The 24088-nt window shown below is 56.1% G+C and carries 24 protein-coding genes and 1 riboswitch; of the genes, 11 read left to right on the plus strand and 13 right to left on the minus strand.

Going from position 1 to position 24088, the window contains the following annotated elements; translation table 11 throughout:
- Positions 1–16: 16 nt before the first annotated feature.
- Positions 17–2047 carry a metallophosphoesterase gene (locus tag AC2Q8J_RS14130; protein ID WP_486451584.1) on the plus strand — a complete coding sequence of 677 codons (2031 nt, stop codon included), beginning with the start codon at positions 17–19 and terminating at the stop codon, positions 2045–2047.
- Here AC2Q8J_RS14130 and AC2Q8J_RS14135 read toward each other — a convergent pair.
- The 9 genes from AC2Q8J_RS14135 to AC2Q8J_RS14175 form a co-directional block, all read right to left on the minus strand.
- Positions 2024–3496 carry a cobyric acid synthase gene (locus AC2Q8J_RS14135; protein ID WP_486451585.1) on the minus strand — a complete coding sequence of 491 codons (1473 nt, stop codon included), beginning with the start codon at positions 3494–3496 and terminating at the stop codon, positions 2024–2026. The genes AC2Q8J_RS14130 and AC2Q8J_RS14135 overlap by 24 nt on opposite strands.
- A complete protein-coding gene (bluB, locus tag AC2Q8J_RS14140) occupies positions 3489–4151 on the minus strand; it encodes a 5,6-dimethylbenzimidazole synthase (protein WP_374972699.1) in 663 nt (220 codons plus the stop codon). Before bluB ends, AC2Q8J_RS14135 begins: the two co-directional genes overlap by 8 nt.
- Positions 4141–4938: an ABC transporter ATP-binding protein gene (locus AC2Q8J_RS14145; RefSeq protein WP_286839572.1), complete on the minus strand. Its 798-nt coding sequence runs from the start codon at positions 4936–4938 to the stop codon at positions 4141–4143. The genes bluB and AC2Q8J_RS14145 overlap by 11 nt, the downstream gene beginning before the upstream one ends.
- Positions 4938–5927, minus strand: coding sequence for a FecCD family ABC transporter permease (locus AC2Q8J_RS14150; RefSeq protein ID WP_486451586.1), 990 nt, complete (start codon positions 5925–5927; stop codon positions 4938–4940). Before AC2Q8J_RS14150 ends, AC2Q8J_RS14145 begins: the two co-directional genes overlap by 1 nt.
- Positions 5914–6792: a cobalamin-binding protein gene (locus AC2Q8J_RS14155; protein ID WP_289083574.1), complete on the minus strand. Its 879-nt coding sequence runs from the start codon at positions 6790–6792 to the stop codon at positions 5914–5916. Before AC2Q8J_RS14155 ends, AC2Q8J_RS14150 begins: the two co-directional genes overlap by 14 nt.
- The gene (gene cobO, locus AC2Q8J_RS14160) at positions 6792–7394 is read right to left on the minus strand and encodes a cob(I)yrinic acid a,c-diamide adenosyltransferase (protein ID WP_204997425.1); all 603 of its coding nucleotides are present in this window, start codon (positions 7392–7394) and stop codon (positions 6792–6794) included. Before cobO ends, AC2Q8J_RS14155 begins: the two co-directional genes overlap by 1 nt.
- A gap of 35 nt (positions 7395–7429) precedes the next feature.
- Positions 7430–9304 carry a TonB-dependent receptor domain-containing protein gene (locus AC2Q8J_RS14165; RefSeq protein ID WP_486451587.1) on the minus strand — a complete coding sequence of 625 codons (1875 nt, stop codon included), beginning with the start codon at positions 9302–9304 and terminating at the stop codon, positions 7430–7432.
- A 91-nt stretch (positions 9305–9395) separates the two neighbouring features.
- A riboswitch (cobalamin riboswitch) is annotated at positions 9396–9547 on the minus strand.
- 240 nt (positions 9548–9787) lie between these two features.
- A complete protein-coding gene (locus AC2Q8J_RS14170; RefSeq protein ID WP_486451588.1) occupies positions 9788–11455 on the minus strand; it encodes a DUF3108 domain-containing protein in 1668 nt (555 codons plus the stop codon).
- A 292-nt stretch (positions 11456–11747) separates the two neighbouring features.
- Complete coding sequence (locus AC2Q8J_RS14175; protein ID WP_486451589.1) at positions 11748–12662, minus strand: 2-dehydropantoate 2-reductase; 915 nt, start codon at positions 12660–12662, stop codon at positions 11748–11750.
- 103 nt (positions 12663–12765) lie between these two features.
- On the opposite strand from AC2Q8J_RS14175, the gene AC2Q8J_RS14180 reads away from it, so the two are divergent.
- Positions 12766–13248: a YajQ family cyclic di-GMP-binding protein gene (locus tag AC2Q8J_RS14180; RefSeq protein ID WP_486451590.1), complete on the plus strand. Its 483-nt coding sequence runs from the start codon at positions 12766–12768 to the stop codon at positions 13246–13248.
- Positions 13249–13298: 50 nt separating this feature from the next.
- On the plus strand, positions 13299–14558 hold the full coding sequence (locus AC2Q8J_RS14185) for an AmpG family muropeptide MFS transporter (RefSeq protein ID WP_286693904.1): 1260 nt from the start codon (positions 13299–13301) through the stop codon (positions 14556–14558).
- Here AC2Q8J_RS14185 and AC2Q8J_RS14190 read toward each other — a convergent pair.
- From AC2Q8J_RS14190 to AC2Q8J_RS14200, 3 genes are read right to left on the minus strand one after another with little or no spacing between them, the layout of a single operon-like run.
- Entirely contained in the window at positions 14555–14881 is a 327-nt protein-coding gene (locus AC2Q8J_RS14190; RefSeq protein ID WP_486451591.1) for an MGMT family protein, read from the minus strand. The two genes, AC2Q8J_RS14185 and AC2Q8J_RS14190, sit on opposite strands and share 4 nt — an antisense overlap.
- Positions 14871–15515: a carbonic anhydrase gene (locus AC2Q8J_RS14195; protein ID WP_204997432.1), complete on the minus strand. Its 645-nt coding sequence runs from the start codon at positions 15513–15515 to the stop codon at positions 14871–14873. The genes AC2Q8J_RS14190 and AC2Q8J_RS14195 overlap by 11 nt, the downstream gene beginning before the upstream one ends.
- Before the next feature lie 32 nt (positions 15516–15547).
- Positions 15548–16561 (minus strand): phospholipase A, encoded by a 1014-nt coding sequence (locus AC2Q8J_RS14200; RefSeq protein ID WP_486451592.1) that lies wholly within the window; start codon positions 16559–16561, stop codon positions 15548–15550.
- Between the two features lie 147 nt (positions 16562–16708).
- On the opposite strand from AC2Q8J_RS14200, the gene AC2Q8J_RS14205 reads away from it, so the two are divergent.
- The 7 genes from AC2Q8J_RS14205 (at position 16709) to AC2Q8J_RS14235 (ending at position 22301) form a co-directional block, all read left to right on the plus strand.
- Complete coding sequence (locus AC2Q8J_RS14205; RefSeq protein ID WP_204997434.1) at positions 16709–17179, plus strand: FxsA family protein; 471 nt, start codon at positions 16709–16711, stop codon at positions 17177–17179.
- Between the two features lie 213 nt (positions 17180–17392).
- Entirely contained in the window at positions 17393–17683 is a 291-nt protein-coding gene (locus AC2Q8J_RS14210) for a co-chaperone GroES (RefSeq protein ID WP_027874494.1), read from the plus strand.
- 46 nt (positions 17684–17729) lie between these two features.
- Complete coding sequence (gene groL / locus AC2Q8J_RS14215; RefSeq protein ID WP_204997438.1) at positions 17730–19376, plus strand: chaperonin GroEL; 1647 nt, start codon at positions 17730–17732, stop codon at positions 19374–19376.
- Positions 19377–19658: 282 nt separating this feature from the next.
- Entirely contained in the window at positions 19659–20309 is a 651-nt protein-coding gene (locus AC2Q8J_RS14220) for an SAM-dependent methyltransferase (protein ID WP_204996808.1), read from the plus strand.
- Complete coding sequence (locus AC2Q8J_RS14225) at positions 20302–21177, plus strand: D-hexose-6-phosphate mutarotase (protein ID WP_486451593.1); 876 nt, start codon at positions 20302–20304, stop codon at positions 21175–21177. Before AC2Q8J_RS14220 ends, AC2Q8J_RS14225 begins: the two co-directional genes overlap by 8 nt.
- Before the next feature lie 123 nt (positions 21178–21300).
- Positions 21301–21843: a CC0125/CC1285 family lipoprotein gene (locus AC2Q8J_RS14230; protein ID WP_051171192.1), complete on the plus strand. Its 543-nt coding sequence runs from the start codon at positions 21301–21303 to the stop codon at positions 21841–21843.
- A gap of 92 nt (positions 21844–21935) precedes the next feature.
- Positions 21936–22301: a CoA-binding protein gene (locus AC2Q8J_RS14235; RefSeq protein WP_486451594.1), complete on the plus strand. Its 366-nt coding sequence runs from the start codon at positions 21936–21938 to the stop codon at positions 22299–22301.
- A 95-nt stretch (positions 22302–22396) separates the two neighbouring features.
- On the opposite strand, the gene AC2Q8J_RS14240 is transcribed toward AC2Q8J_RS14235, so the two are convergent.
- The gene (locus AC2Q8J_RS14240) at positions 22397–23056 is read right to left on the minus strand and encodes a urate hydroxylase PuuD (RefSeq protein ID WP_486451595.1); all 660 of its coding nucleotides are present in this window, start codon (positions 23054–23056) and stop codon (positions 22397–22399) included.
- Positions 23057–23274: 218 nt separating this feature from the next.
- Here AC2Q8J_RS14240 and AC2Q8J_RS14245 point away from each other — a divergent pair, with 218 nt between their 5' ends.
- The gene (locus tag AC2Q8J_RS14245; RefSeq protein WP_372878499.1) at positions 23275–24033 is read left to right on the plus strand and encodes a hypothetical protein; all 759 of its coding nucleotides are present in this window, start codon (positions 23275–23277) and stop codon (positions 24031–24033) included.
- The last annotated feature ends 55 nt before the right edge of the window (positions 24034–24088 follow it).

The following is a 24088-nucleotide window of genomic DNA, read 5'->3' on the forward strand; positions in this document are numbered from 1 at the left end:
AAAAGGAAGTAGATAAATGTCTCATTTGTACAACGCACTGGGTCGCGCTCTGGTATTTGGCGCAGCGGTGGCCTTGAGTGCCTGCGGTGGTTCCTCATCAAGCAGTAACAGCGGTTCTACGCCTAGTGTTGATAACGGCGTTGAGCAACCCGTTGATGGTAACGTCGACACCCTGCGCTTTATTCTGCTGGGTGACAGCGGCAGCGGCAGCGATGGTGCTTATGCAGTCGGGCAGGCGATTGAAAAAGTCTGCGCGGCTCGCGGGTGCGACCTTGTCCTTGGACTGGGCGATAATATCTATGAGTCCGGGGTGAGCTCGGTGATGGATAGCCAGTTCGAAGAAAAATTTGAACAGCCTTTTGCCCCCGTTGATCTGCCGTTCTATTTTGTTTTGGGTAACCACGATAACACCGAATTTTTCGGTGGCGATGGTGCGGGAAATGCCAACGGTGATTTCCAGGTAGATTACCATTATCGCGACAGCGAACACCCCGATGCGCCCCGCGCCAGCGACCGCTGGAAGATGCCGGATCGCTATTACCGTTTTACTCAGGGGCTGCAGGAAAATGGCCAGCCCTTGGTGGAGTTCTTCGCCATTGACTCCAGCCAGGTGGCTGGCGGTTTCCCCGATAGCGATGAAAACTACGCCTACAACAGTTACGGTCTGGCACAGGCGCGTTGGTTGAAAGCGTCAATCGATGCCAGTCAGGCCAAATGGAAAATGGTGTTTGCTCACCACCCCTATGTTTCCAATGGCAGCCACGGCAACGCCGGGAACTATGACGGCGTCCCCGGCTTCTTGCTGCCGGTTCTCGCGGGCGAGCGCTACAAGGCCTTCTTAGAAGAAACCATGTGTGACCGTGCCGATTTTTTCTTTGCGGGCCACGACCACGACCTGCAGTGGCTAATGCCGACACCATCGTGTGGAAAGACGGAGTTCATTCTATCTGGCGCGGGAAGTAAAACCCGCAGCCTGGTGCGGCGCGACGAAAACCCCGTGTTCTACGAGCGCGGCGACAGCTACGGGTTTTTCTGGGTAGAAATCAAAGGCGACCGCATGCGTGGTGAGGCCTATGAGGTTGATCCCAATGACCCTGCTCTAGGACTGGGGTCGCTCTCCGACCCCCAGCCGGCCTATGGCCGTCAAACACCGCAACAGCCCTCACAGGGACTGGCGGCAAGCGATGCCTTTAGCAACCCCTTGCAGGGCGATCCGAGCTTTGATGTGTCGTCGGAGCAGGGCAACCTCGACCCTGTGCAGGAACAATTGCGCGCTGGTTTTGATGGTTTGGCAGCGGCCGTACCAGAGGAGAATTTGGCGGCAGTCATCGCCTCGCTGGGCGCTGCGACGGAAGGCTTGATTGAAGTCGTGGACGCGCTGGCAAGTGGCGCCCAAGCTGCTGCGACTGAGCAAAACCCGGAATTGATACTGGCGGGTTCTGCCAGGGCGTCGCAGGCATTGCTGTACTCGTTGCAGCAGTTGCAAGCCATTGCCGACCGCGATGATTTACCCGCGCCGTTTGACCAGTTAGCGCCAGCACTGGATGCTTTCAAAGCCGCCAACAACCAAGGTGGTGAGCAGCAGGCTGCGGACCTGCGCAGTTTGACTGACCCGCTGCGGGGCCTGGCTGGCAATATTCAGGGCATTGTCGATGCCATTGAAGAAGAGGCCGGTATCGTCCCGGTGGTGGGTGGCAGCTTTGCCCTGCTGTCTGAGCTATTGCTGGACGTGGGCCGCAGCATCGACGCCATCGGCAATGTCAGCGTTAGCGAGCTGGGACAAGTGCTGTCTTCTACCGTGGAAGATCTGCTGAATAATATTCTCGTGGGTGTGATCCCCATTGAGCAGTTTGCGCCGGCTGAAGTGACTCAGGCCATCGGTTTGGGGCCGGCCTTCCTGAGCAGCGCTTTGCTGGCAGTCACCCGAGAATTGGGCTTCCATATTGATAATTTGCTGTTGTCTCAGTTGGATCCGCTGATCGGCGCCCTGGATCAGCTGCTGTTGCGGCCGCTGTTTGATGCCTTAGCGGGACTGTCTGAATTCTAGTGAGCAGGTATGGAGCAGTTTATCGAGATCGATGTGCTGCTCCACGCTGTCGGCAATGCGGTCTAGATTCGTTTCTATGACCGCGTCGTAATTGTAGGCAGCCTGCTCGGTGGCACCAGCCCAGGTGAGCAGCTGTTGCCGAGCGTTGTCATCGTCGAACAAGCCGTGGATATAGCTGCCCAGCACTTGTCCGTCGTCGCTAACGGCGCCATCAAGGTGACTTCCCAAATCGGCAAAATGGCGCTCGAGGCCAGCGCCCTCACTGACCCCAGCGTGAATTTCATAACCGCGGATTGAGGTCGCTTTGCCGTTTAGATAGCAGTGTCCGCTGACTTGGCGCAGGGTTTTCTCGCTGGCCAGTGTGGTGGTGATATCAAGCAGGCCTAAGCCCTCACTGCTACCGGCCGGGCCTTCAATACCCAGCGGGTCGTGCAGTTCACTGCCCAGCATTTGAAAGCCGCCGCAAATCCCCAATACTTTGCCACCGTAACGCAAATGACGTTTGAGCTGATCGGCCCAGCCATTGTCGCGCAGCTGCTGTAAGTCAGCGCGCACGCTTTTGCTGCCGGGCAGGATGAGCAAGTCGCAAGGCGGCAGTGCCTCGCCCTTGCGTACGAAGCAAAGGTCAACATTGGGGTGCAGGCGAAGGGCGTCGAAGTCGGTGTGATTACTGGTGCGGGGCAATACCGGTACCGCCACCCGCAAACTGATATCCTCGCGAATTTGCCGGGTATCAATGGCATCCTCGGCTTCCAGGTGCAGGTCGTGCAAATAGGGCAGTACACCTAATACGGGCTTGCCGGTGCGCGCTTCCAACCAGTCCAATCCGGATTGCAGCAGGGCAATATCGCCGCGAAAACGGTTGATGACGAACCCAACAACCCGGGCTTGTTCACTTTCTGACAACAACTCCAGCGTGCCCACCAAATGCGCGAAAACGCCACCGCGATCGATATCTGCAATAAGGATCACCGGGCAGTCAACCGCTTCTGCAAACCCCATGTTGGCAATATCGTTCGCGCGAAGATTGATTTCAGCGGGGCTGCCGGCGCCCTCCACCACAACCCAGTCGTATTGTTGAGAAAGGCGCTGGTGGGACGCCAATACCGCCTTTCGCGCAGTCGCTTTATAGCCGTGGTAGTCCTGCGCCTCCATATTGCGCAGGGCCTGCCCATGAATTATCACTTGTGCGCCGGTGTCACTATTGGGTTTAAGCAGAACCGGGTTCATATCGCTGTGGGGGGCTAGTCCGCAAGCCCGCGCCTGCACGGCCTGGGCGCGGCCGATTTCCTTGCCATCGGGGGTGACGGCGCTGTTAAGCGCCATATTCTGTGGCTTGAACGGCGCGACATGTAAGCCGCGGCGATGCAGGGCGCGACACAGTGCGGCGACGAGAACGCTTTTGCCGGCATCGGAGGTGGTGCCCTGAACCATTAGCGTATTAGTCATCGTCTGCCTCGTTCTCGATTTGCCAGCCATCCTCCATAATGAGTGTGTGGAGGGGGCGGCGTTGATCCCACTGCGCCGTCTCCAGCATTGGGCGGTCGTAAAATTCCTCTACGGGTCCCAGACACAGCAGGGCAATGGGGTGGCTACCGTCCGGCATTTTTAGCAGTGCCTTCAAGGGTTCTGGCTCAAATAGCGATACCCAGCCCATCCCTAAGTTTTCGGCGCGTGCAGCCAGCCAAAGGTTTTGTATGGCGCAGGCGGCGGACGCCAGGTCCATTTCCGGCAGCGTGCGGCGGCCGAACAGGTAGCGCTCTCGCTGGTCGCACAGTGCCACCACAATGAGTTCGGCGCACTCGCGTATACCTTCTACCTTTAGCTGTAAAAACTCACTACCGCGTTCTTCCAGCGCCTCGGCTGAGGCAGTGATCTCCTGCTGCACCAGGTCATAGAGTTGCTCCCGGAGCCGGGGCTTGCGGATGCGGATAAATCGCCAGGGTTGCATGTAGCCGACGCTGGGCGCTTGGTGTGCGGCGCTTAGCAGGCGTGTCAGTGTGGTGTCGTCAATCTCGCCACCGGTGAAGTGACGCATATCCCGCCGCGCGGCAATCACGCGATAGATGGCGTCGATATCGTCGCGGCTAAAGTCAGTTTTCATTGCCGGTATGTCGCTGAGTGCGGGGAATAAAAACGCGCTGGCCTTGGTCTTCGAGTACGGTAAGCGGTTGCCGATACAGTTTTTCCAGGGCGGGGGCTTGTAGCATGATCGAGGCGTCTCCCCAGCAGGCATTGCCGTCGGGGTAGAGCAGAAGGAGTTGGTCGCAGTAACGTGCTGCCAGGTTGATGTCGTGCAGGCAAAGCAGAACGGCATTTCCCTGTGCGGCCTGTTCGCGCATCATCGACATGACCGCAACTTGGTGGTGAAGGTCCAAGTGATTGCCGGGCTCGTCGGCCAGCCAAATATCCGCTTGCTGAGTCATGGCGGTGGCAATGGCCAGGCGCTGTTTTTCGCCGCCGGAAAGGCTGCTCACCAGGCGCTGCTCCATGCCACTTAACTCCATTCGCGCAAGTGCGGCGCGAGCGATCTCAAGGTCCTCGGCAGACTCCATATCCCAGGCGCTTAAGAAGGGATGGCGGCCGATCATCACCGATTCCATCACCGTTGCCGGGAAGCTGTCCGAGCGCTCCTGAAAGACAACCGCCATTTGCTGGGCGATTTGCCGCCGGCGCAGCCGTTGAATGGCCGAACCTGCGAGATATACCGTACCTTTACGAGGTTTGCGCAGTCCGGCCAGGGTATGGAGTAGGGTGGTTTTACCCGCGCCGTTGGGGCCGAGAACGCCCCAAACTTCGCCGCGCTGAATCGCAAAGTTAAGCTCGCTGCCATCGCTGCGACCCGGCACATCAATGCAAAGCTGGGCGGCTTGTAACAAGACCTCGCTCACTATCGGCTCCGGTATAACAGTAGCAAGAAGGTGGGAACGCCGAGCAGGGCGGTGATAACGCCAACGGGCAATTGCTCCGGTGCGATGATGGTTCTGGCCAGCGTATCTGCCAAGGTGAGCAGTGCACCGCCTGCCAAGGCGCAGGCGGGGAGAATCAGCCGCTGGTCATTCCCCAATATCAGCCGCAGCATATGTGGCACGACCAAGCCAACAAAGCCGATGCTGCCGGCGGTGGTGACCGCCAAAGCGGTGAGTAGGCTGGCGGCAATATAAATACTCCACTCCATGGGCTTAACGGCAACGCCCAGCGCCGCTGCTTGCAGCGGGCCGCGGGCCATTGCATTGAGGCTGCGCCCGAGTGGCAGCAGAAGCAGAGACAGAGCGAGTAGAGTCGTCAGTGCTGGCCACGGGCTGCGAGCATAGGCGAGATCACCCATCAGCCAGAACAGCATGCCGGGCAGGCTTTCGGTGGGGGCAATGGCAAGCATAAAGGTGACCACGGCTCCCCATCCCGCCGCAATAACCACACCGGTAAGCAGTAAGCGTGTGGGTGTCCAGCTGCCGGTGCCGTGGGCTAAGCCGAATACCGTGATCGCCGATACAATGGCGCCGATGAATGCCGAGCCTGAAACCGCCGCACTGCCCAGACCAAGTAGCATGGCGCTCAGGGCGCCCACCGCCGCGCCACCGGAAAGGCCGAGCACATAGGGGTCCGCCAGCGGGTTGCGCAGCAGCACTTGCATAAGTGCGCCCGCCGCGGCCAGTAGCCCGCCGGTGGCAAAGGCAGCGAGGCTGCGCGGTAATCGCAGGTCGAATATCAAGGTGTGGTGTAGGGGGTCTCCCTCTCCTTGCAGCACCGCCCACAGCTCCGCGGTGCTAATGGCGACACTCCCAGTGCTTACACTAAGCGCAACGGCCAACAGCGCGCCGAGGCTGAGCAGGGCGAGTGCGGGTAGCAGGCGCGGGGTGTGATAGCTAGCGGCGGCCACGTGCGGTGTCCAGGTGCTGGCACAGCATACGGGTGCCGCTGAGGAGTCTTGGTGTTGGCCGTTGCAGAGTAGAGGGTGGAATAAAGAACAGGTTATCTCTCTGCACGGCCAGCAGGCCTGAGTAGGGGCGCCAGTCGTCCAGCCAGCTGCGATTTTCTTCTCCCATGCCGCCGGCGATAATGGCTTCGGGGTTGGCGGCTAATACGGCCTCGTGGTCGATGCGAGCAGCCAAGCGCGGCAGGTTGCCAAAGACGTTTATGCCGCCGCACAGGCGTGTCGCTTCGCTAATGAGGTGTTGGTCGTTAACCGTCATTAAGGGGTTAACCCAAATTTGCTGAAAAACGCGAACGCTCTCAGCGTTCTGGTACTGCTTGCGTAAGGCGGATATGCCTTGGTCAAAATGCTCGGCGGCGGCATTTGCTGAGGGCTCGCTGCCGGCCAGCTCGCCAAAACGGCGTAGGGTGCGACTAACATCGTCAAAGCCGCGCAGCTCGCTGTAATACACCTTAAGCTCCAGTGCTTCGAGTTGCGCCAGTTGCTCTGTCGGGTTGCCACTGTGCCAGCCGATTAGCAGGTCCGGTTTTAAGCTGAGAATCGCTTCGAGGTCAAAACGGTTGTAGCTGCCCACTCTCGGCAGGGCTTTCGCTTCATCAGGGTAGTCACTAAAGCTGACGGCAGCGATTAATTTATCGCCCGCGCCTGCGGCATAGAGCAGCTCCGTCGCACCGGGTGACAGGGCGATAATGCGCGCAGCCGGAGCATCCAGGCAAACCTTTACGTTGCGGTCATCGTCAACGCAGCGCTCGCTGCTGGCACTGGCTATATGCGCGAGCAGTAGGCTGAGTACGACAAGCAGGCGGCGCATCAATACTCCACGCCTTTTCTCGCCTTAATGCCCGCGCGAAAGGCGTGTTTTTTATCATCGATCATCGATACGGTGTCGGCCAGTTCTTTGAGGGCTGGCGGCGCACCACGGCCAGTAATAATCACGCTCTGCTCCCGAGGGCGGTTGCGCAGCGCTTCGTAGACTTCTTCGGCGTCGATGTATCCGTACTTCAATATGTAGGTCAGTTCGTCGAGCAGCACTAAGTGTAATGAGGCATCGTTCAACAGTGTTTTCGTTTGCTGCCAGGCTTGCTGAGCGGCTTCGCGATCGCGTTCCCGGCTTTGTGTTTCCCAGGTAAAACCGGAGCCCATCACAATGAAAGGTACCTCGGGACAGCGCTGTTGCAAGAAGTTTCTCTCACCGCAGTCCCAGGTCCCCTTGATGAACTGCACCACCGCGGCCTTGTAGCCGTGACCAATACAGCGAATCACCGTGCCAAAACCCGAGCTGGATTTCCCCTTGCCCGGCCCGCTTAAGACGATAAGCACGCCGCGCTCTTCGGTAGCTTTCGCGACCTTGGCGTCGATCAGTGCCTTCTTCTTCTGCATGCGCTGTTGGTGGCGCTTTTCTTCTTCATTCATTGTGACGGAGCTCCATCGCTGTCTAAGCTTTCGCCTTAGGGGGCGTAGGTCACGCTTAGCAGCGCTTCACGCCCAATTGACTCATAGTTGCCGAGGCTGAAGTGTCTGGCGCTAACGTAGTCTTTGTCAAACAGGTTCTTTACCAGCAGTTGCAACTTGAGGCTGTCATTGATCTGGTAGGAAACACCGGCATCGACCAGGCCGTAGCCCGGCAATTCGTCGGTATTGCTGGTGTTTTCGTAGCGGTCACTGGTCAAGCGAACACTGGCATTGACTCCCCATTGCTGCCATTGGCGGTCAACATCGATGTTAACCTGGCTGTCGGCGCGGCGGCGCAATTCCTTGCCTGAATTTTTGTCTTCGGTATCCAGGAGCGTTGCATTGGCTTCGATATGCCACTGTCTTACTACGGTTGCCAAGCTTAGCTCCAGGCCCTCGATGCGCGCTGATTCAATTTGGTCCGGCCCGAAGGTGGCGGGGTTGTATTGGATGAGCTTATCCACGTCGTTGATGAAATAGTTAACGCTCCACTGCCCCCAGGCGTGTTTGCCGCGCAACTCCAGCTCCCGGTTTTTTGAGCTTTCAGGCTCGAGGTTGGGGTTGCCGTAGCCGGGGTAGTAGAGGTCGTTAAAAGTGGGGGCGTTGAAGCCCTCGCCGTAGGAGGCGATCAATTTCATGCCCATGGGTAAGTCCAATCCGGCGGCGGCGTTGCGGGTGTCGCTGGAGCCAAATTGCTCGTTGCTGTCATGGCGCCAGCCCAGTGCGTAGTCGATGCGGCCATAGTCGGCTTGCCATTGCGCAAAGCCTGCATTGTTCTCGCGTTCGTCTTTGCCGTAGCTCAGCGTGCTATCGACCTCGTCATTAATATGCTCGCCACCCAGGGTGAGTACGTGGTGTTTACCGAGCTGCCAGTCATTCTGGGCGGTGAATTGCTTGCGAGTGGTTTCGAATACATCGCCGCGAAGATTCGCGGCAACCAACGCGGGGTCGCGATAGCGATAGCGCGTTTGGCTTTCATCGGTAGATTGGCCCGCGGTGAGCTTCAGTGCCCAGTTGTCGCTTAGCTGAAATTCACCGCGCAAACCCGCGACGGTAACCGTGCTGTCTGTGTAGGGCTCGCAGCCAAAGTTATTGGGAAACGGTGCGTAGCAGTTGGTGTCGTATTCGCTCTCGCTATCGCTGTGCTGGTACAGCGCGTGAACGTTGGCGCGTGCGTTAAAGCGATGTGACACGCTGAAATTGATAGCCTGCTGCTCAAAACCGTCGTCATCGCCGTGGCGCAGCGCCTTGCTTGTGGTGTTGTCGACGCCGTCGGTCTCCTCGTACAAGCCGCTTAGGCTGAACTGAGTGTCGGCGTTTCCGCCGTTCACAGCAGCAACCGTTTTAACAGTGCCCTGGGTGCCCGCGCTAAGTTGTACAAAGGGTTTCACGCCATCGGTGTCGTGGTACTTCTTGGTGATGATGTTAATGACACCGCCAATCGCCTCGGAACCATACAAGGCTGAGCGAGGCCCGCGAACAATTTCTACGCGCTCGATCAGCTCCGGGGGCAAGTTAGTGAGCGAGGGGCTGCCCAGTGTTGCTGAGCCTACCCGCACGCCGTCAACCAACAGCAGCGTATGGTTGCTTTGGTTGCCGCGAACAAACAAGCTGGTGGCGGCGCCGCGGCCACCGTTGCGCACGAAGCTAATGCCAGCAGCGCGAGACAGCAATTCCTGCAGGTCTAGGGGTGCGATACGTTCGATATCGGCACGCTCGAATACCGTGACGGGCGCCAGTACTTCGGCAATGCTTTGCTCAGTGCGTGTGGCGGTAACGACGGTAGTTTCTATTTCACCGGCGCTGGTAAACAGCGGGCTGGATAAGGCTGCAAGCAGAGCAGTGTTCACAACAAGTGGACGGTTTTTCATGACTTACCTCAAAGCTAAAAATAGGAAGCAATGAGGGAGGGATAGTGGTGATATACAAGTATATGACCGCTGATGAAGCCCTCCGCTACATCGGGTGATAACTGATTAGGCCGGTTCCGGGCTCTCACCAAAGGTGATTACCGTTGCGGGGGCAGCGTCGGTCTTGTCGAGTGGTCGACTCACCGAACTTCCCGTTTAACCCTCAAACTAATGTCTTTGGGCACCTAACACAGGCGGCGCAACTCTATTCGGGCGCGAAGGCGTTGTCAAATTGTACACATCGGTGCAGCTTGTTCTGTGCCAAAGTTTGTATGAGATGTTTAGGTGCCTTAAGCCTTCATACCAATTTGGTGTTGCATAAGCTAACCGTTTGCACTCAGCAGATAGTTCGTTTAATGAATGGAAGGGTGTGGACGACGGGGTCGTCCACGAGGTGCGTTTGGGGCATGCGGTGATCTGGGGTGCCCCAAAGAGCCTTAAGCTTTATATCGGATTGCCATTAATTGAAGCGCTTTCAAGAACGTCTTCTTGGTCCCCGGAAGTTTGTTTGACCATTATCCCGTTCCCTGGCGCGAACCAAGTAGTGGTTTCGTCGCCACTGCTTGTTGTACGCATTTTGCAGGCGTGAAAGGTTCCAGCGGGTACAGTGATAGTTTCCCGTCCGAGGTAGGTCGTTTTATCAGTAACTTCTGTGGATGTTGAGGGTGCACCAGGAATATCTGACTCAACGTTAACGGTGTAAGTCTGGGTATAACTTTGATTAACCGTAAGATCGAAGCGTTTTTCCATGTAGGGCTCTATTACAGTGGTGACAGTGGTCTTTCCAAACCCAGGGACGTTAGTTTCAGTGATTGTTCCAAATGTGCGAAGAGTTTTATTGCCATCGGCAAGCTTTGTGTAGGTGTAAGTTGTCGATTCAGAGTCGGCAAAGTCTTGACTGGCGTCCGCTACAACGTCTGACTTGGCTTCAACAGCATTATTACCATTGTAGGTGGTGTTTTTGAGAAGCTCAGTATCGGCAGTCGTTCGGATATCGCCTTCAGGCGAGCTCGACAAGATCACCTGTTTCACTGTAGTGCCAACTGCTTGCAGAGATGCGTCAAAGCAGGCTAATGCACTACCGCTGCTACCGTCGTTCCCGTCGTTCCCGTCGTTCCCGTCGTTCCCGTCGTTCCCGTCGTTCCCGTCGTTCCCGTCGTTCCCGTCGTTCCCGTCGTTCCCGTCGTTCCCGTCGTTCCCGTCGTTCCCGTCGTTCCCGTCGTTCCCGTCGTTCCCGTCGTTTCCGTCGTTTCCGTCGTTCCCGCCATTGCCACCATTATTTCCAATATTGGAAGCATCAAGTGTGGTGCTGGCAGGCGCTAGTACTTGTGCGTCACCTGAGTAGCCCCATTTTTGCGCGGCGGTATCAAGTGCTGAGCTCATTTCATTCAAAAAGTTTACGTATGGAGCGTTAATTGCAATGCCATTGTTCGCCGCATCAATTATGCCGTCGGCGGCGTCTTTCGCTAATGCATTCAAAGCGTCGAGAGCCGGTGCCCCCGAGCTATTTGCCAGCTCTGCTAACGCGGCGAGTATCAGCGCATATCGGCCTGCGTTATCATCATTAAAGCTATTTGCTGACGCTGAGCCCGCTAGTTCGGGCAATGAGAGAATACCCTCAAGTTGGGGGGCTAGGCTGTTTTTAACGATATCGTTTAGCTGTTTTGCTACTGACGGCGCTAATGGCAGCAGTTGATGGACTTCTGCTAGTCTGAAGGCAATTTCGGTAAGCGGCGTTACGGTTGTCTTGCTTAACCCAGCTGGGACAAGTGCGTGCATTTTTTGCCCTGCTGGAAATGGCACGGTCGTTGCCAGAGCCTCGTCAAAATATGTTGCATCTACATTGCCCTCTACAACCACAATTTTTGCTTTGCTATTAAGGCTTGCGGGAATAGAGAGCGTTATTTGGCCTGACTCATCAAGGGTGCCAGATGTGATGATTGTTGTCCCATCTCGGCGATATACACTGACGTTGACACCGTTCATTATTCCGAGAGAAGGTGCTATTACTAGCGGCTCATTTTTTTCGGTATTTTTATCGTCGCTGCTATTACACGCAACGAGCATAGCACTTGCCATGCAAAGCGAGACAATTCCTTTGAGTTTTTTCATTGCTACATCCCATCCTTGGATATGTTTTGATTCTGCGCGCCTTACAGCTAATCCTGCTGATCGCGCTCGGGCTAAGCTATCACGCAATTTATCAGCAGACTAGTAGTAGTTTCTTTCGCCAATTCACTTTGAGCTCGCTCGTTATCTTCTAATGGCGGTTTTGTTGTTGGTAGGTTTTGCCTCGCCGTTTCATGCGTTTTGGTGGTATCGATTAGCTTTTCCCGAGTCGCAGTCTTTTCGATGAAGTGTGCAGTGAGCGCTGGAGGATAGAATGACCTTTCTTGCTATAAAACTACTCGACGGAAAGTGCTTTGATCCCGCGCAATAGGCTGAGATTCACGGGAGTAGGCAGGCCCTTTTGTTCTGCCATGCGACAGAGGTAGCCCGTGATGTAGTCGATCTCACTGCGGCGACCGGACTCGATGTCTTGTAACATCGAGGAGCGGTTGAGGGCGGTATTTGCGACGACGTCCAAGACTTGCTCCCGCAGGCCGTCAAAGACATCGCCGAGTTGCAAATGCGGCGCCAGGCAGAGCGCCTCGTCGATGACGCCGTGCAGTTGCTGAAGCGCCTGAGGATTGTCCAACAGCTCGCCGTTGCGGCAGCGATACAGCGCCGTTAAGGGGTTGATGGCGCAGTTGATAATGAGCTTGCGCCACAGGGCTTGCTCGATGTTCGGGTCGGGGGTAACAACGAGCGGCCCGACGCTGAGTTCCCTCGCCAGGGCTTTATCATTTGAGCCGCTGCCAAGCAGCGTGCGACCGCGACCCGCGTGCACGACCTGAAACGGAGCGGGGCGAAACGCTCCTTCCGTGGTGACGGCGTGATAGCACTGCAGGTCGGGCCGAAGTTTGAGCAATTCTTCGCGCACGCCCAGGCCATTTTGAAGCAACACCACGCAGGCACCCGAGGCCAAGCGAGGGCTGATAGACGCAACGGCTGACAAACTGTCTGGTGCTTTGGTGGTAAGGAGTAAACGCGCTATCGGCGGACCGTTTTGTTCGCATGATTCTGCCGCCAATGGCAGCAGTTCAGCGCTCCCTGCCAGAGTCGCGAGAATTCCCCCTGCCATTTTAAACTGCGAAAGTCGTTCGTCGCTGCGTAGCAGCAATGTGGTTGGTAGGCCATGTTTAACGGCGTAGCTGGCCCACAGGCTGCCTATCGCGCCTGCGCCAAGTATGTGCCAATGTGAGCGGTGTGAGGTCATGGTGGCAGCTTACGTGATGGCCGCGGTGCGGAGCAACGGTGCTGTTTGCGCGCGTCAGCCCTTGTTACACTTGTGCCCGTTCATTTGTATAGGAAGAACCTGAATGCCGTCGTTTGATATCGTGTCTGAAGTGGATTTGCACACCTTTACCAATGCCCTTGATCAGGCCAACCGCCAGTTGGATACCCGCTTTGATTTTCGCGGTGTTGAAGCCAGCTTCGAGCGCGACGGGCTCAATGCCACGGTGTGGGCCGAGGCGGAGTTTCAGCTGACTCAGATGGAAGACATACTGCGCAGCACCCTGATAAAGAACAAGATCGACCCGAAGGCGATGGAACTGGGTGACATGGAGGGCTACGGTAAGCAAGTGCGGCAACGGGTGACCATGAAAAATGGTTTGGAGTCGGATCTGTGCCGCAAGATCGTCAAGCTGATCAAAGACAGCAAGCTGAAAGTGCAAAGCCAAATTCAGGGTGACCAGGTGAGGGTCACCGGTAAGAAACGCGACGACCTCCAGCAGGTAATGGCACTGTTGCGCGATGCTGATCTAGAGCAGCCCCTGCAATTCAATAATTTTCGCGATTGATTGCACCGACTCCGGCCTCTGGGCCGCAGCCCAATTAAGGATAGGCAATAATGCAGCCCCAGCCGTCACCGGACGTCACCGACCTGCCATGGTATCGAGCCATTTTTACACAGCAGATGTTTATCTGCGTGCTTACTGGGTTGGCCTCGGGGTTGCCGTTGTATTTCCTCATTCAACTGGTGCCAGCGTGGCTGCGCAGCGAGGGAGTGGGGCTAACCGAGATCGGCTTATTTGCCCTGGTGGGCTTCCCGTATAACTGGAAGTTTGTATGGGCACCGCTGATGGATCGCTATGTGCCGCCGTTTTTGGGCCGCCGGCGCGGGTGGATGTTGATCACGCAGATCGCTCTCATGCTGTCCATGGCGGCACTGGGTTTTATTGACCCGACGATGTCTGTCGGGCTGGTTGCCTACGTGGCGGCGGGGGTCGCTTTTTTTAGCGCCAGTCAGGATGTTGTGCTGGACGCGTATCGCCGTGAGCTTCTGAAGGACGAGGAGCTGGGGCTGGGCAACGCGATACATGTGCAGGCCTACCGCTTGGCCGGTTTGGTGCCGGGTTCTCTCGGGGTGATCATGGGGGACTACTTCCCCTGGAGTACGGTGTTCATGGTGATGGCCGGCTTCATGCTCATCGGTGTTGCGATGACCTTCTGGGTAAGCGAGGCCGGTGATGACAGCGCGGCGCCTCTTACCCTGCGCGCGGCAGTGGTCGAGCCATTTAAGGAGTTTGTGCAGCGCAACGGGCTGGGCAGTGCGTTGTGGCTGCTGACCTTCCTGTTTCTATACAAGCTCGGTGACAATATGGCCACCGCGCTGTCGTCGCCTTTTTACTTGGATATCGGTTTTAGCCTCACGGAAATTGGCACGATCGCTAAAACGGCCTCGCTGACGGCCGCGATTATTGGCGGCCTGGTGGGCGGCGTGATAATGATTCGGCTGGGCATCAATCGCGCGCTTTGGCTATTTGGTGTGGTGCAACTGCTGAGCATCTTTGGCTTTGCGGCATTGGCTGAAATCGGGCCGAACCGCCTGGCGCTGACCCTAGTGATTGTATTTGAGTACCTCGGGGTGGGTTTAGGCACCGCCGCCTTTACCGCCTTTATTGCCAGGGCAACAACACCGGCCTATGCGGCCACACAGTTTGCCTTGTTCACCGCGCTGGCGGCACTGCCGCGCACCTTTGCCAATGCCACCACTGGCGCCATTGTTGAAGTGGTCGGTTGGACGAATTTCTATTTGCTCTGCGCTGCATTGGCGATCCCAGGCATGTTGATGCTGGTTAAGGTTGCGCCGTGGTCGGCAGAGCGCTAGTGCTGACCCGGCCACCGGCATCGCTGCCACGCGATTTTGCCGTCGGGTGAGGCGCTGCCTTCATCAATCAGCCGTGAGAGCTGCCGACGATAAGCCTCGGAATTGTGTGGGAAACTGATTTTGCCTTGTGCATTGATAACGCGGTGCCAAGGCAGGGTGTTCTGGTCGGGAAGTTGGCTGAGCTGGCGCCCAACCCAGCGGGCCCGGCCGGGCAGTCCTGCTTGGCGGGCGAGCTCGCCGTAGCTGCATAAGCGGCCAGGAGGAATCTGACTCAGCGCCAGCAGTAGCTGACGCCGAGCTTGGTCGGAAGGCTTATTCGTCAAGGTTGCGAATACGTTCCCAGTAGTCTTCGTAGAAGAAGTCGACCTTTCCGGTTTCCAGCGAGTACTCTGCGCCCACGACCATTAGCTTCCCTTCGCTAATCAGCTGTTCCAATGTGGATGAGCCGCTGCAAAGGTGCTCTACCGAGGTCCGTACATTGGCGCGTACCGCCTGCTTAACCAGTTCCTCTGGGTTGTCTTTTAACTCGGTGACTAGCAGAGTTTCCACGGCTGGGCGCACGCGCTTAACAATGGAGTGTAGGGCGGAGGTGGGGATTTTGGAGTTGCCACTCAGTGCGTCTACCGTGGCTTTGACAGCGCCACAGCGCGAGTGACCCAGCACTACAACCAATGGCGTGCCAAAGTTGAGGGCGGCAAATTCAACACTGCCGATGCCCGACGGGGCTACAACATTGCCGGCTACGCGAATAACAAACAGATCGCCCAGAGTTTGGTCAAACACCATCTCAGCGGGAACCCGCGCATCGGAGCAACCCAAAATGATGGCGAAGGGGCTTTGCTCCTCAACCAGCTCGGGTTTTTTATTCGATATGTAGTCTTTGTTTTCAGCCAGCTTTTCAACAAAGCGGGTATTGCCTTCTTTTAAACGCGCAAGCGCTTCCTGAGCATTGATCATTATCTACCTTTATATGTGTTTTCTGTCGAGTGTTACAGCCAATCGCTGATCAGCACGCCAAAACCGACGCTCTGCAGCGAGTTATTGTATTCGATCAGGCTTTCGCCATAACCATTAAAGTATTTTACATAAGCTTTGATCTTGGAACTAATCGGAAAGCTCCAGCCGATTTCCACTGCACCACGGTTGTCGCTGCGCAAGTTGTTGCGCAGCATCACGCTGAGTGTACGGTCTTTCCATTGATAGAAGCCCATCCACTCAAAGTGGCCGAGATAAAATTCGATGTCGCGGTTATCGTCGTCATCGGCGGCCTCGGGGATGCGGTACCAGGGCTTAAAGGTCATGGCGAAGCGGTCGTGCTCAAACACCATATTGAGCATGATGCGATTCCAGCTGCGTGACAACGGCTCGCCGCGGCCGTTGGACTGATGGTTAAATATTAGCTGGTTGCCCACATTGCGAATCCCCTTCCATTGCCAGTCGTTGCTGTAACTGAGAATGAGCTCGGGCTCGTGGTTGGTCTCGCGAAACGGTGCGGAAAACTCCTTGTTGTAGGCCTGCCAGAAGGAGCGGTTGGTATAGGCGCCGCTGAGAATGCCGCCCCCGAGGATTCCCTTGGCGATGTGTACTTTTACACTGAGCTGAAATTCGACCTCAGTGCTATCAACATTTTCCTCTTTGATCGGCAGCGACGAGCTGTAGTCTGCGGTGTCGTCGCGCCAGGACAGGGGAAGCAAGTAATTGGCGCGGTGGGGGGTGAGTACAAAGGGGTTGTCATCGGTGAAGCGCTCTAGTGCAACACGCTCTTCGATAACGCCCTTGGTTTGTTTGCGAATATGCTCTTCGGCAGCATCGGGGCCTTGAAGGCGCTGTTGGCACTGTTCGCGCAGCTGGCCGAGCGTGATCTCGTCGGAGGCGCTCTGAGCGGCCAGCGATAGGCATTCTTCCATATCCATCGCTGGTGTTGGCGCACTCGACGGTGCAGCGTAACTTTTTGAAATATATGGTGTTAGCAGCAGTAATAAGGCGGCGCGAGCGAGGTGCATAGGGCTGAGGTCTCGAAGGTGGTAGAGGTCGCAGTGGCGTTGCTGACATAATAAGTTGTCAGCAAGGCGGGCACTAGGCGCTTTGGTTTTTTTCTTTCCTTGGGGCTAATGACGGCACCATTTTTGATTCATCAGGTCAGCATAACTATGAGAGTCCTATTTAGTATTTTTGTCATCGCCCCCATCTTGGAAATGTGGCTGCTTATCGAGGTTGGGGGGCTGATCGGTGCCCTGCCTACGATCGCGTGTGTATTGCTAACCGCGTTAATCGGCGCCACATTGCTGCGCCAGCAGGGCGTGTCTACGTTATTGCGTGCGCGCCAGCGCCTGGATCACGGTGAGGTGCCCGCCAGAGAGATACTCGAGGGCCTGATGCTGGCAATCGGCGGCGCATTACTGCTCACACCGGGCTTTATTACTGATGCGGTGGGTTTCGTCTGCCTGATTCGTCCCTTGCGCAACGCCGTTATTGACCAGATGCTGCGCCGCGGCGTTATTCAGATGCAAGCCGGTGGCTTCAGCGCCAGTGGCGGCCCGCGCGGCAATTCTTCGGGCGCGGAAGGGCGCCGCGAGCCTGGCCATATCACCATCGAAGGTGAATACCGAAAAGAAGACTAAAAATTTTCACTCTTTGCCCTTGAAAAGCATTTTCTCGCCCCCAGTTACCTGAGCAGCCCACGGTGACTGCATGTCCAGTCTGCGCGATGGGAAACCTGATGATTCCCGATCCGTGTGAAAGGGAGGTCGCCAAGTAGGTAATCACTACCTGGCGGTGCCGGAATGTCCGGTCAAATAAAAATCTGTTCATTGATTTAATGGAGATTGATCAAGATGAAAATTCGTCCCTTATACGACCGTGTAGTGGTTCGTCGTAGCGAAGAGGAGCAGACCAGCGCCGGCGGTATCGTTTTGCCCGGTTCTGCCAAAGAGAAGCCGAATCAAGGCGAAGTATTGGCTGTAGGTGAGGGCAAATTGCTGGAAAACGGTGAGTTGCGCCCTGTTGGTGTCAAGGTTGGCGATCGCGTGATCTTCGGTCAGTACTCTGGTAACGCCGTTAAAGTCGACGGTGAAGAGCTGATTGTTCTCGGTGAGTCTGAAATCTTCGGTGTTATCGAAGGCTAATTTCTAGCGCTCAATTGAATCAACGAATTAGTAGGAAGGTAAGACAATCATGGCTAAAGACGTAGTATTTGGTAACGAAGCCCGCCAACGCATGGTGGCTGGCGTTAACACCCTGGCAAACGCTGTTAAGGTAACGCTTGGTCCCAAGGGCCGCAATGTTGTTTTGGACAAATCATTTGGTGCGCCAACCGTAACAAAAGACGGTGTCTCTGTTGCCAAAGAAATCGAGCTTGAAGACAAGCTGGAGAACATGGGTGCCCAGATGGTCAAAGAAGTGGCTTCTAAAGCTTCTGACGACGCGGGTGACGGCACCACCACTGCCACCGTACTGGCCCAGGCCATTGTTAACGAAGGCCTGAAAGCGGTCGCTGCTGGCATGAACCCAATGGACCTGAAGCGCGGCATCGACAAGGCAATCGCGTCAGCAGTTGAAGAAGTTAAGAAGCTGTCTATCCCCTGTGCGGACAGCAAGGCCATCTCTCAGGTTGGCACCATCTCGGCCAACAGCGACAGCCACGTCGGCGCTATCATTGCTGAAGCGATGGAGAAAGTCGGCAAAGAGGGTGTGATCACTGTAGAAGAAGGTCAAGGCCTGGAAAACGAGCTGGATGTTGTTGAAGGTATGCAGTTTGATCGCGGCTACCTGTCTCCTTACTTCGTGAACAACACCGACAACATGTCTGTTGAGCATGACAACCCCTTCATCCTGTTGGTTGACAAGAAAATCTCCAATATTCGCGAGCTGTTGCCGCTGCTGGAGAACGTTGCGAAGGCCAGCCGTCCACTGGTGATTGTTGCCGAAGATGTTGAAGGCGAAGCCCTGGCAACACTGGTTGTTAACACTATGCGCGGCATCGTTAAAGTGGCTGCGTGTAAAGCGCCTGGCTTCGGCGACCGCCGTAAGGCCATGCTGCAAGACATCGCCATCCTGACCGGTGGTACTGTGATCTCTGAAGAAGTTGGTCTCGACCTGGAGCAAGCGACCCTGGAGCACTTGGGTACCGCTAAGCGCGTAACCATGGACAAAGAAAACACCGTGATCGTTGACGGTGCCGGCCAAGCGGGCGATATCGAGGCACGCGTTGCCGAGATTCGCACTCAGATCGAAAACACCAGCTCTGATTACGATCGTGAGAAGCTGCAAGAGCGCGTAGCCAAGCTGGCTGGCGGTGTTGCCGTGATCAAAGTGGGCGCAGCCACTGAGATCGAAATGAAAGAGAAAAAAGCCCGTGTTGAAGATGCGCTGCATGCAACACGCGCGGCAGTTGAAGAAGGCGTTGTACCTGGCGGTGGTGTTGCCCTGGTTCGCGCAATCAGCAACCTGGCTGCGGTAGAAGGCGACAATGAAGACCAGCTGGCGGGTATTAACGCCGCGCTGCGTGCGATGGAAGCTCCTCTGCGTCAGATTGTGACTAACGCGGGTGACGAAGCCTCTGTAGTACTCGACAAAGTGCGCTCTGGCGAAGGTAACTTCGGTTACAACGCTGGCAACGGCACCTACGGTGACATGATGGAAATGGGTATCCTCGACCCAGCCAAAGTGACCCGTACTGCTCTGCAGGCGGCCGGTTCGGTGGCAGGTTTGATCATCACTACTGAGTGCATGATTGCCGACGCACCGAAAGATGAAGCGCCAGCGATGCCTGATATGGGCGGCATGGGCGGCATGGGTGGTATGGGCGGCATGATGTAAGCCCACACATCCATAAAAATGAGAGCCCCGCACCGCGGGGCTTTTTTTTGCCTGGCCATCCGTGGCAGGACAGGCTTCGCCGCTGACTTGCCCTACCTCAGTATTGCGGGAATGTAGCTGTAGGGTGGCGTTTTAGCTGAGTTATTGGCGCCATGCTGGCCCCAGGATTTATACTGCGTTATTCGAGCCCGCCACGCGGGTTTTTTCTGGTTATTCGGTGGATTATTTTTGGAGCTATCATCAGTAGTGCCGTGGGGGCGATCCCTGGCGGAGTATGCAGCGATGTTTGCGCTGCGAGAGGAAGACCTAGAGCGCAGCATCCTTGGCTGCGGTGACGGCACGGCGAGTTTTAATGCCGAAGTAACGGCGCAGGGCGGTAAAGTGTTGTCGGTCGACCCGATCTATCAGTTCAGCGCCGACGATATCCAGCAGCGTATTCGCCGTGTCTACCCCGGTATGCTCAGCCAATTTGCGCGGCAGGCAGACCAATATGTATGGCGCCACTTTCGCGACCCAGGACACTTGGGCTCAGTGCGTATGTCGGCGATGAATCGATTTTTGGAAGATTACCCAAGCGGTTTGCAAGCGGGTCGCTATGTTGAGGCCAGTTTGCCTGAGCTGCCGTGTTTTGATGGCGAGTACGACTTGGCCCTTTGTTCACACTTATTGTTTCTCTACAGCGAGCACATCGATCTTCAGGCCCATGTTGAGGCAGTGCTTGAGCTGTGCCGTGTTGCCCGCGAGGTGCGTATTTATCCGCTGGTCTCAGTAGATGGTCGTGTGTCGCAGCACCTGCCCGCCGTTGTGCGGGAGCTGGGGGAGCGGGGCTATGATGTTGGCATGGAGCGCGTGGACTACCAATTTCAAAAGGGGGCGAACGATATGCTGTGGGTGAAGTCTGCGTCCGCCGCCGAGGAAAATACTGATGATTGATCTTCCCAGTGGAGTGAGGGTCAGCGATAGCCGCAGGGAATATGGCAGCGAGCAGGCTTTGCCGCTAATCGTTGCAGACACCGCACAATGTCGGGCGGTGTTTGCGCTGCAGGGCGCGCAGTTGTTGTCATTTGCGCCGGTGGGCGACGAAGACTGGCTGTGGCTGAGCCCCAAGGCGGTTTTTTCCGACGGCGCGGCCATTCGTGGGGGGATTCCCCTGTGTTTGCCGTGGTTTGGTGTGAATCGTCGCGACGCCACCTTGCCCAAGCACGGGTTTGCCAGGCAGCGAGAGTGGCAATTGCTGGAGGCGAGTAGCGACAAGGATGGCTTGAGCCTTCGATTTGCCATCGAGTCTGTACCTGACGAGCAGGCACGCTTTCCCTGGATGTATAGCGCACAGGTGGTGTACCGATTGGGGCGCGAGTTGGCGTGCGAGTTAGTGATTTGCAATCGCAGCCAGCAGAGCCTGCCCTTGAGTTTTGCCATGCACAGCTACTTTGCCGCAGAGACTGCTGCGGCGAGTGTTCAGGGCCTGGGCAAGGGCGACTATTTGGATAATACCCAGGGCTTGGCTAAATGCCGACTTAGCACCGTCCAGCGCTTTGATGGTGAGGTTGATCGCGTATTTGAGCAGGTGGGTGATGTTCAGGAATTAGCAACGGGAAAAGGGGCGCTGGCTATTGCGGGGCAGGGGTGCGATACCGTTGTGGTGTGGAACCCGGGTGCAACATTGGCCGAGAAAATGGATGACGTTGCCGAGCACTACAACGAATACATTTGCGTAGAGAGAGGCATGGCTTTCGCCGATGAATTATTACTAGCGCCGGGGAGCTGCCACCGCGCGCAAATGCGTATCTGGCGCCCTTAAGTCTGTGGAGTTGCGGCAACTAGGTAAGGGTTTTTACTTATTCAGCTTCAGTTCAGGCGAGGCTATTAGAGTACAGGTCGGAAAACAAAAAGCAGTTAGCTTTCACAAAAACGAGGAGATTTTATGCGTACCCAGATGATGTTTGTCGCATTGCTTTCAGTGCTGATGGCTGCATGCAGCAGCAGCACTAGTTACCAGCCCGCTGAAGAGCGTGGTGCATACGGCTACACCGAGACCGCTTTGGGCAAGGACCGCTACCGCGTGACTTTCACAGGGAATACTGTGACGGATAAGGAAACGGTTAACGATTACGCACTGCTTCGTGCGGCAGAACTGACTTTGCAGGAAGGTTATGACTGGTTCCAGCTGGTGAATCGCGATACGGAGAGCAAAAGCCGCAGCAGTAGCACTATTTCGGGTGTAAATGAGTTTGGAGGCAGTACTCAGGTATATCGTCGCTGTGGCTTGCTAAGCTGTGACACCGTTGTTGCTCAAACACCAGGGCGTTTAAGTGGTGGTGTTGCATCGACGACCACCCGTACCTCTTATCAGGCGTCTTTAGAAATTAAAATGGGTAACGACCCGATGCCTGAAAGTGCAGAGGCCTACAATGCGCAAGAGTTGGCATCGACACTGCGCCGTTGGATGGGCACGAAAGAAAAGTAAGCGTAGTTCGCTATGATATAGCCGGGGCTTGCGCCCCGGCTTTTTTATGCCCGAACTAATTGGGTTGGCGAGTGCGGGCTTGGAGGGAAGACATGTCTGAACGGGTTGTGGTACTTGGGGCAAGCCCTAAACCGGAGCGATATTCAAACAAGGCAGCACGAATGCTCATCGAATACGGGCATACGGTCGTGCCGGTGAACCCCTATCACCGCTCGGTTGCGGGAATTCACTGCCAGCCTGATATTGCCAGTGTTGACGGTCCTGTCGATACCGTCACCGTGTATATGCGTGGCGAGCTACTGGCTCCGCACATGGATGCGCTAGTTGGTTTGTCTCCCAGGCGGGTCATTTTCAACCCGGGGAGTGAGGACGAGGGCTTGGCCAGTGAGTTAAGGGCGCGCGGCATTGTTTGCGAGGACGCCTGTACCTTGGTGCTGTTGCGCAGCAAGCAGTTCTAATATGAAATGCCCGACTTGTGGGGCTTAGGCTGGCGAAAAAAAGGGGGCGAAAGCCCCCTTTTTATATTGAGCCACGTGCTGTGGCCTCTTCGGTATTACACGTACTGAAGCAGTGCCACCATGGCCAGAGCCAGCGCGATGCTGCAATGGACAACGCCTTTGACCGTGGTCATTGGGCCAGTCTTGCCGAACAGGGCGTTCAGCTCGAGGAGCGCGATTAAGCCCAGGCAAATCCACAGGCCGAGGCTCAGGTCGCCGCTTGCCGTTTTACCTACTTGGGCGAGAGCGGCATTGCCGTCGCCGTGGAAAGAGCCCAGCATGCCGATCAGCATGGGCGCTGAGAACAGGGTGTTGGTGCGAGAAGCCAGGCCAGCTTTTGGCGCGGCTTTAGCGGCGTCGCCCGGGGTAATGCCGCAGACAATCTTCTGGTTGGGCCAGATAATCAGCCAGACGTTCAAAAACATCAGGGTGCCCATCAGTGCGCCGATGATGATGTAGCCATTCAACCCGCCGCGGCTCATCGTGAAGTGCAGCAAGCCCAGACCAGTCAGAAAGGTGAACATCGCTCCCCAGCGGAACCACCACAGCGCGCGAGGCGCCAGCTTTTGTACGGCGTCTGCCTTGGCAGAGGGCTCTGCCTCCTTGAAGTATTCAGTTTGTACAAAGTTGAAATAGTACAGCAGGCCAATCCAAACGATGCCGAACAGTACGTGCAGCCAGCGCAAGGCCAGATCCGCAGAAATGAACGCGTCCATAAAACCCCTCTCTCATCTTGTTGTCTGTTTTTTTGTTGGGTCTCGCAGACTCCGAGGCCCAGGCAGCGCAAGTATAGCAAAGCCGCCGTGGCTGCACAGCGAAACTGCATGCTGGGGCTGGAGGCGAACGAGACAGACGTTCATAATGCGCTGAATTACCACGCTGATGCGCGAGTGTAGAGTGGCGCTTTAACTACAATTAATTGGAATACTGAATTGTGAGTACTGATAAACAAGAACCACGATTTTCAATTGCTGTTGACGAGGAAGATGTCGCACAGCGGGCGGCAGCAAGCTCGAAGGAACTACCCCCTGCCGCTGCGGCGAGTGGCGGAGGTGGTTTCGTCCTGTTTATGTTAACGCTGTTAATTGTTGCGCTGGCGGCCGCTGCTTACTACCTGTTTGATCAACTCACCATTGCTCAGGGTGACTTAAAGCAGGCTCAGCAGCGCCTGGAAGTGCTGGAGCAGCGCTTATCGTCCGCGGATGAGAGCCTGGAAGAGAACAGTGTGACCACGGCGGTGAAATTAAAAGAGCTGGATTTTGAAATCCGCAAGCTGTGGGACAACGTGTGGAAAAAACAAAAACAAGAGTTGGCTGAGCACGATGCGCAGTTGGCGAAAAATGAAAAGCGACTGGCGGCCATAGAAAGTCGCCACCGCTCTTTAGACGCAAAGCTCAAGAGTGCATTGCAGGGTTATGATGCCGACCGTGAGGCAATGGCTTCAATGTCTGGCAAACTTGACCGCGTCATTGCCCAGTCTGAGGTAAATCGCAAGACGCTGCTGGAGGTGAATAAGCAACTCACTGCGGGCGGCAGTCTGGATGCCCGGGTGAAGGCGGTTGAACGTCGTGTACAGCAGAGTGAAGAATGGCTTGATTCGGTGAACGCCTTCCGCAAACAGGTGAATCGCGATATCGAAGCGCTGCGCCAAACGGTCACGCAATATCACAGCGGCAGTCCCCAGGCCCGCTGACGGCGAGGCCGCAGCTGGTGTATACTTCTGCGCCGATTCCAGCTGTTGCGGCACA

The sequence above is a fragment of the Spongiibacter sp. C9W genome, assembly GCF_057370015.1.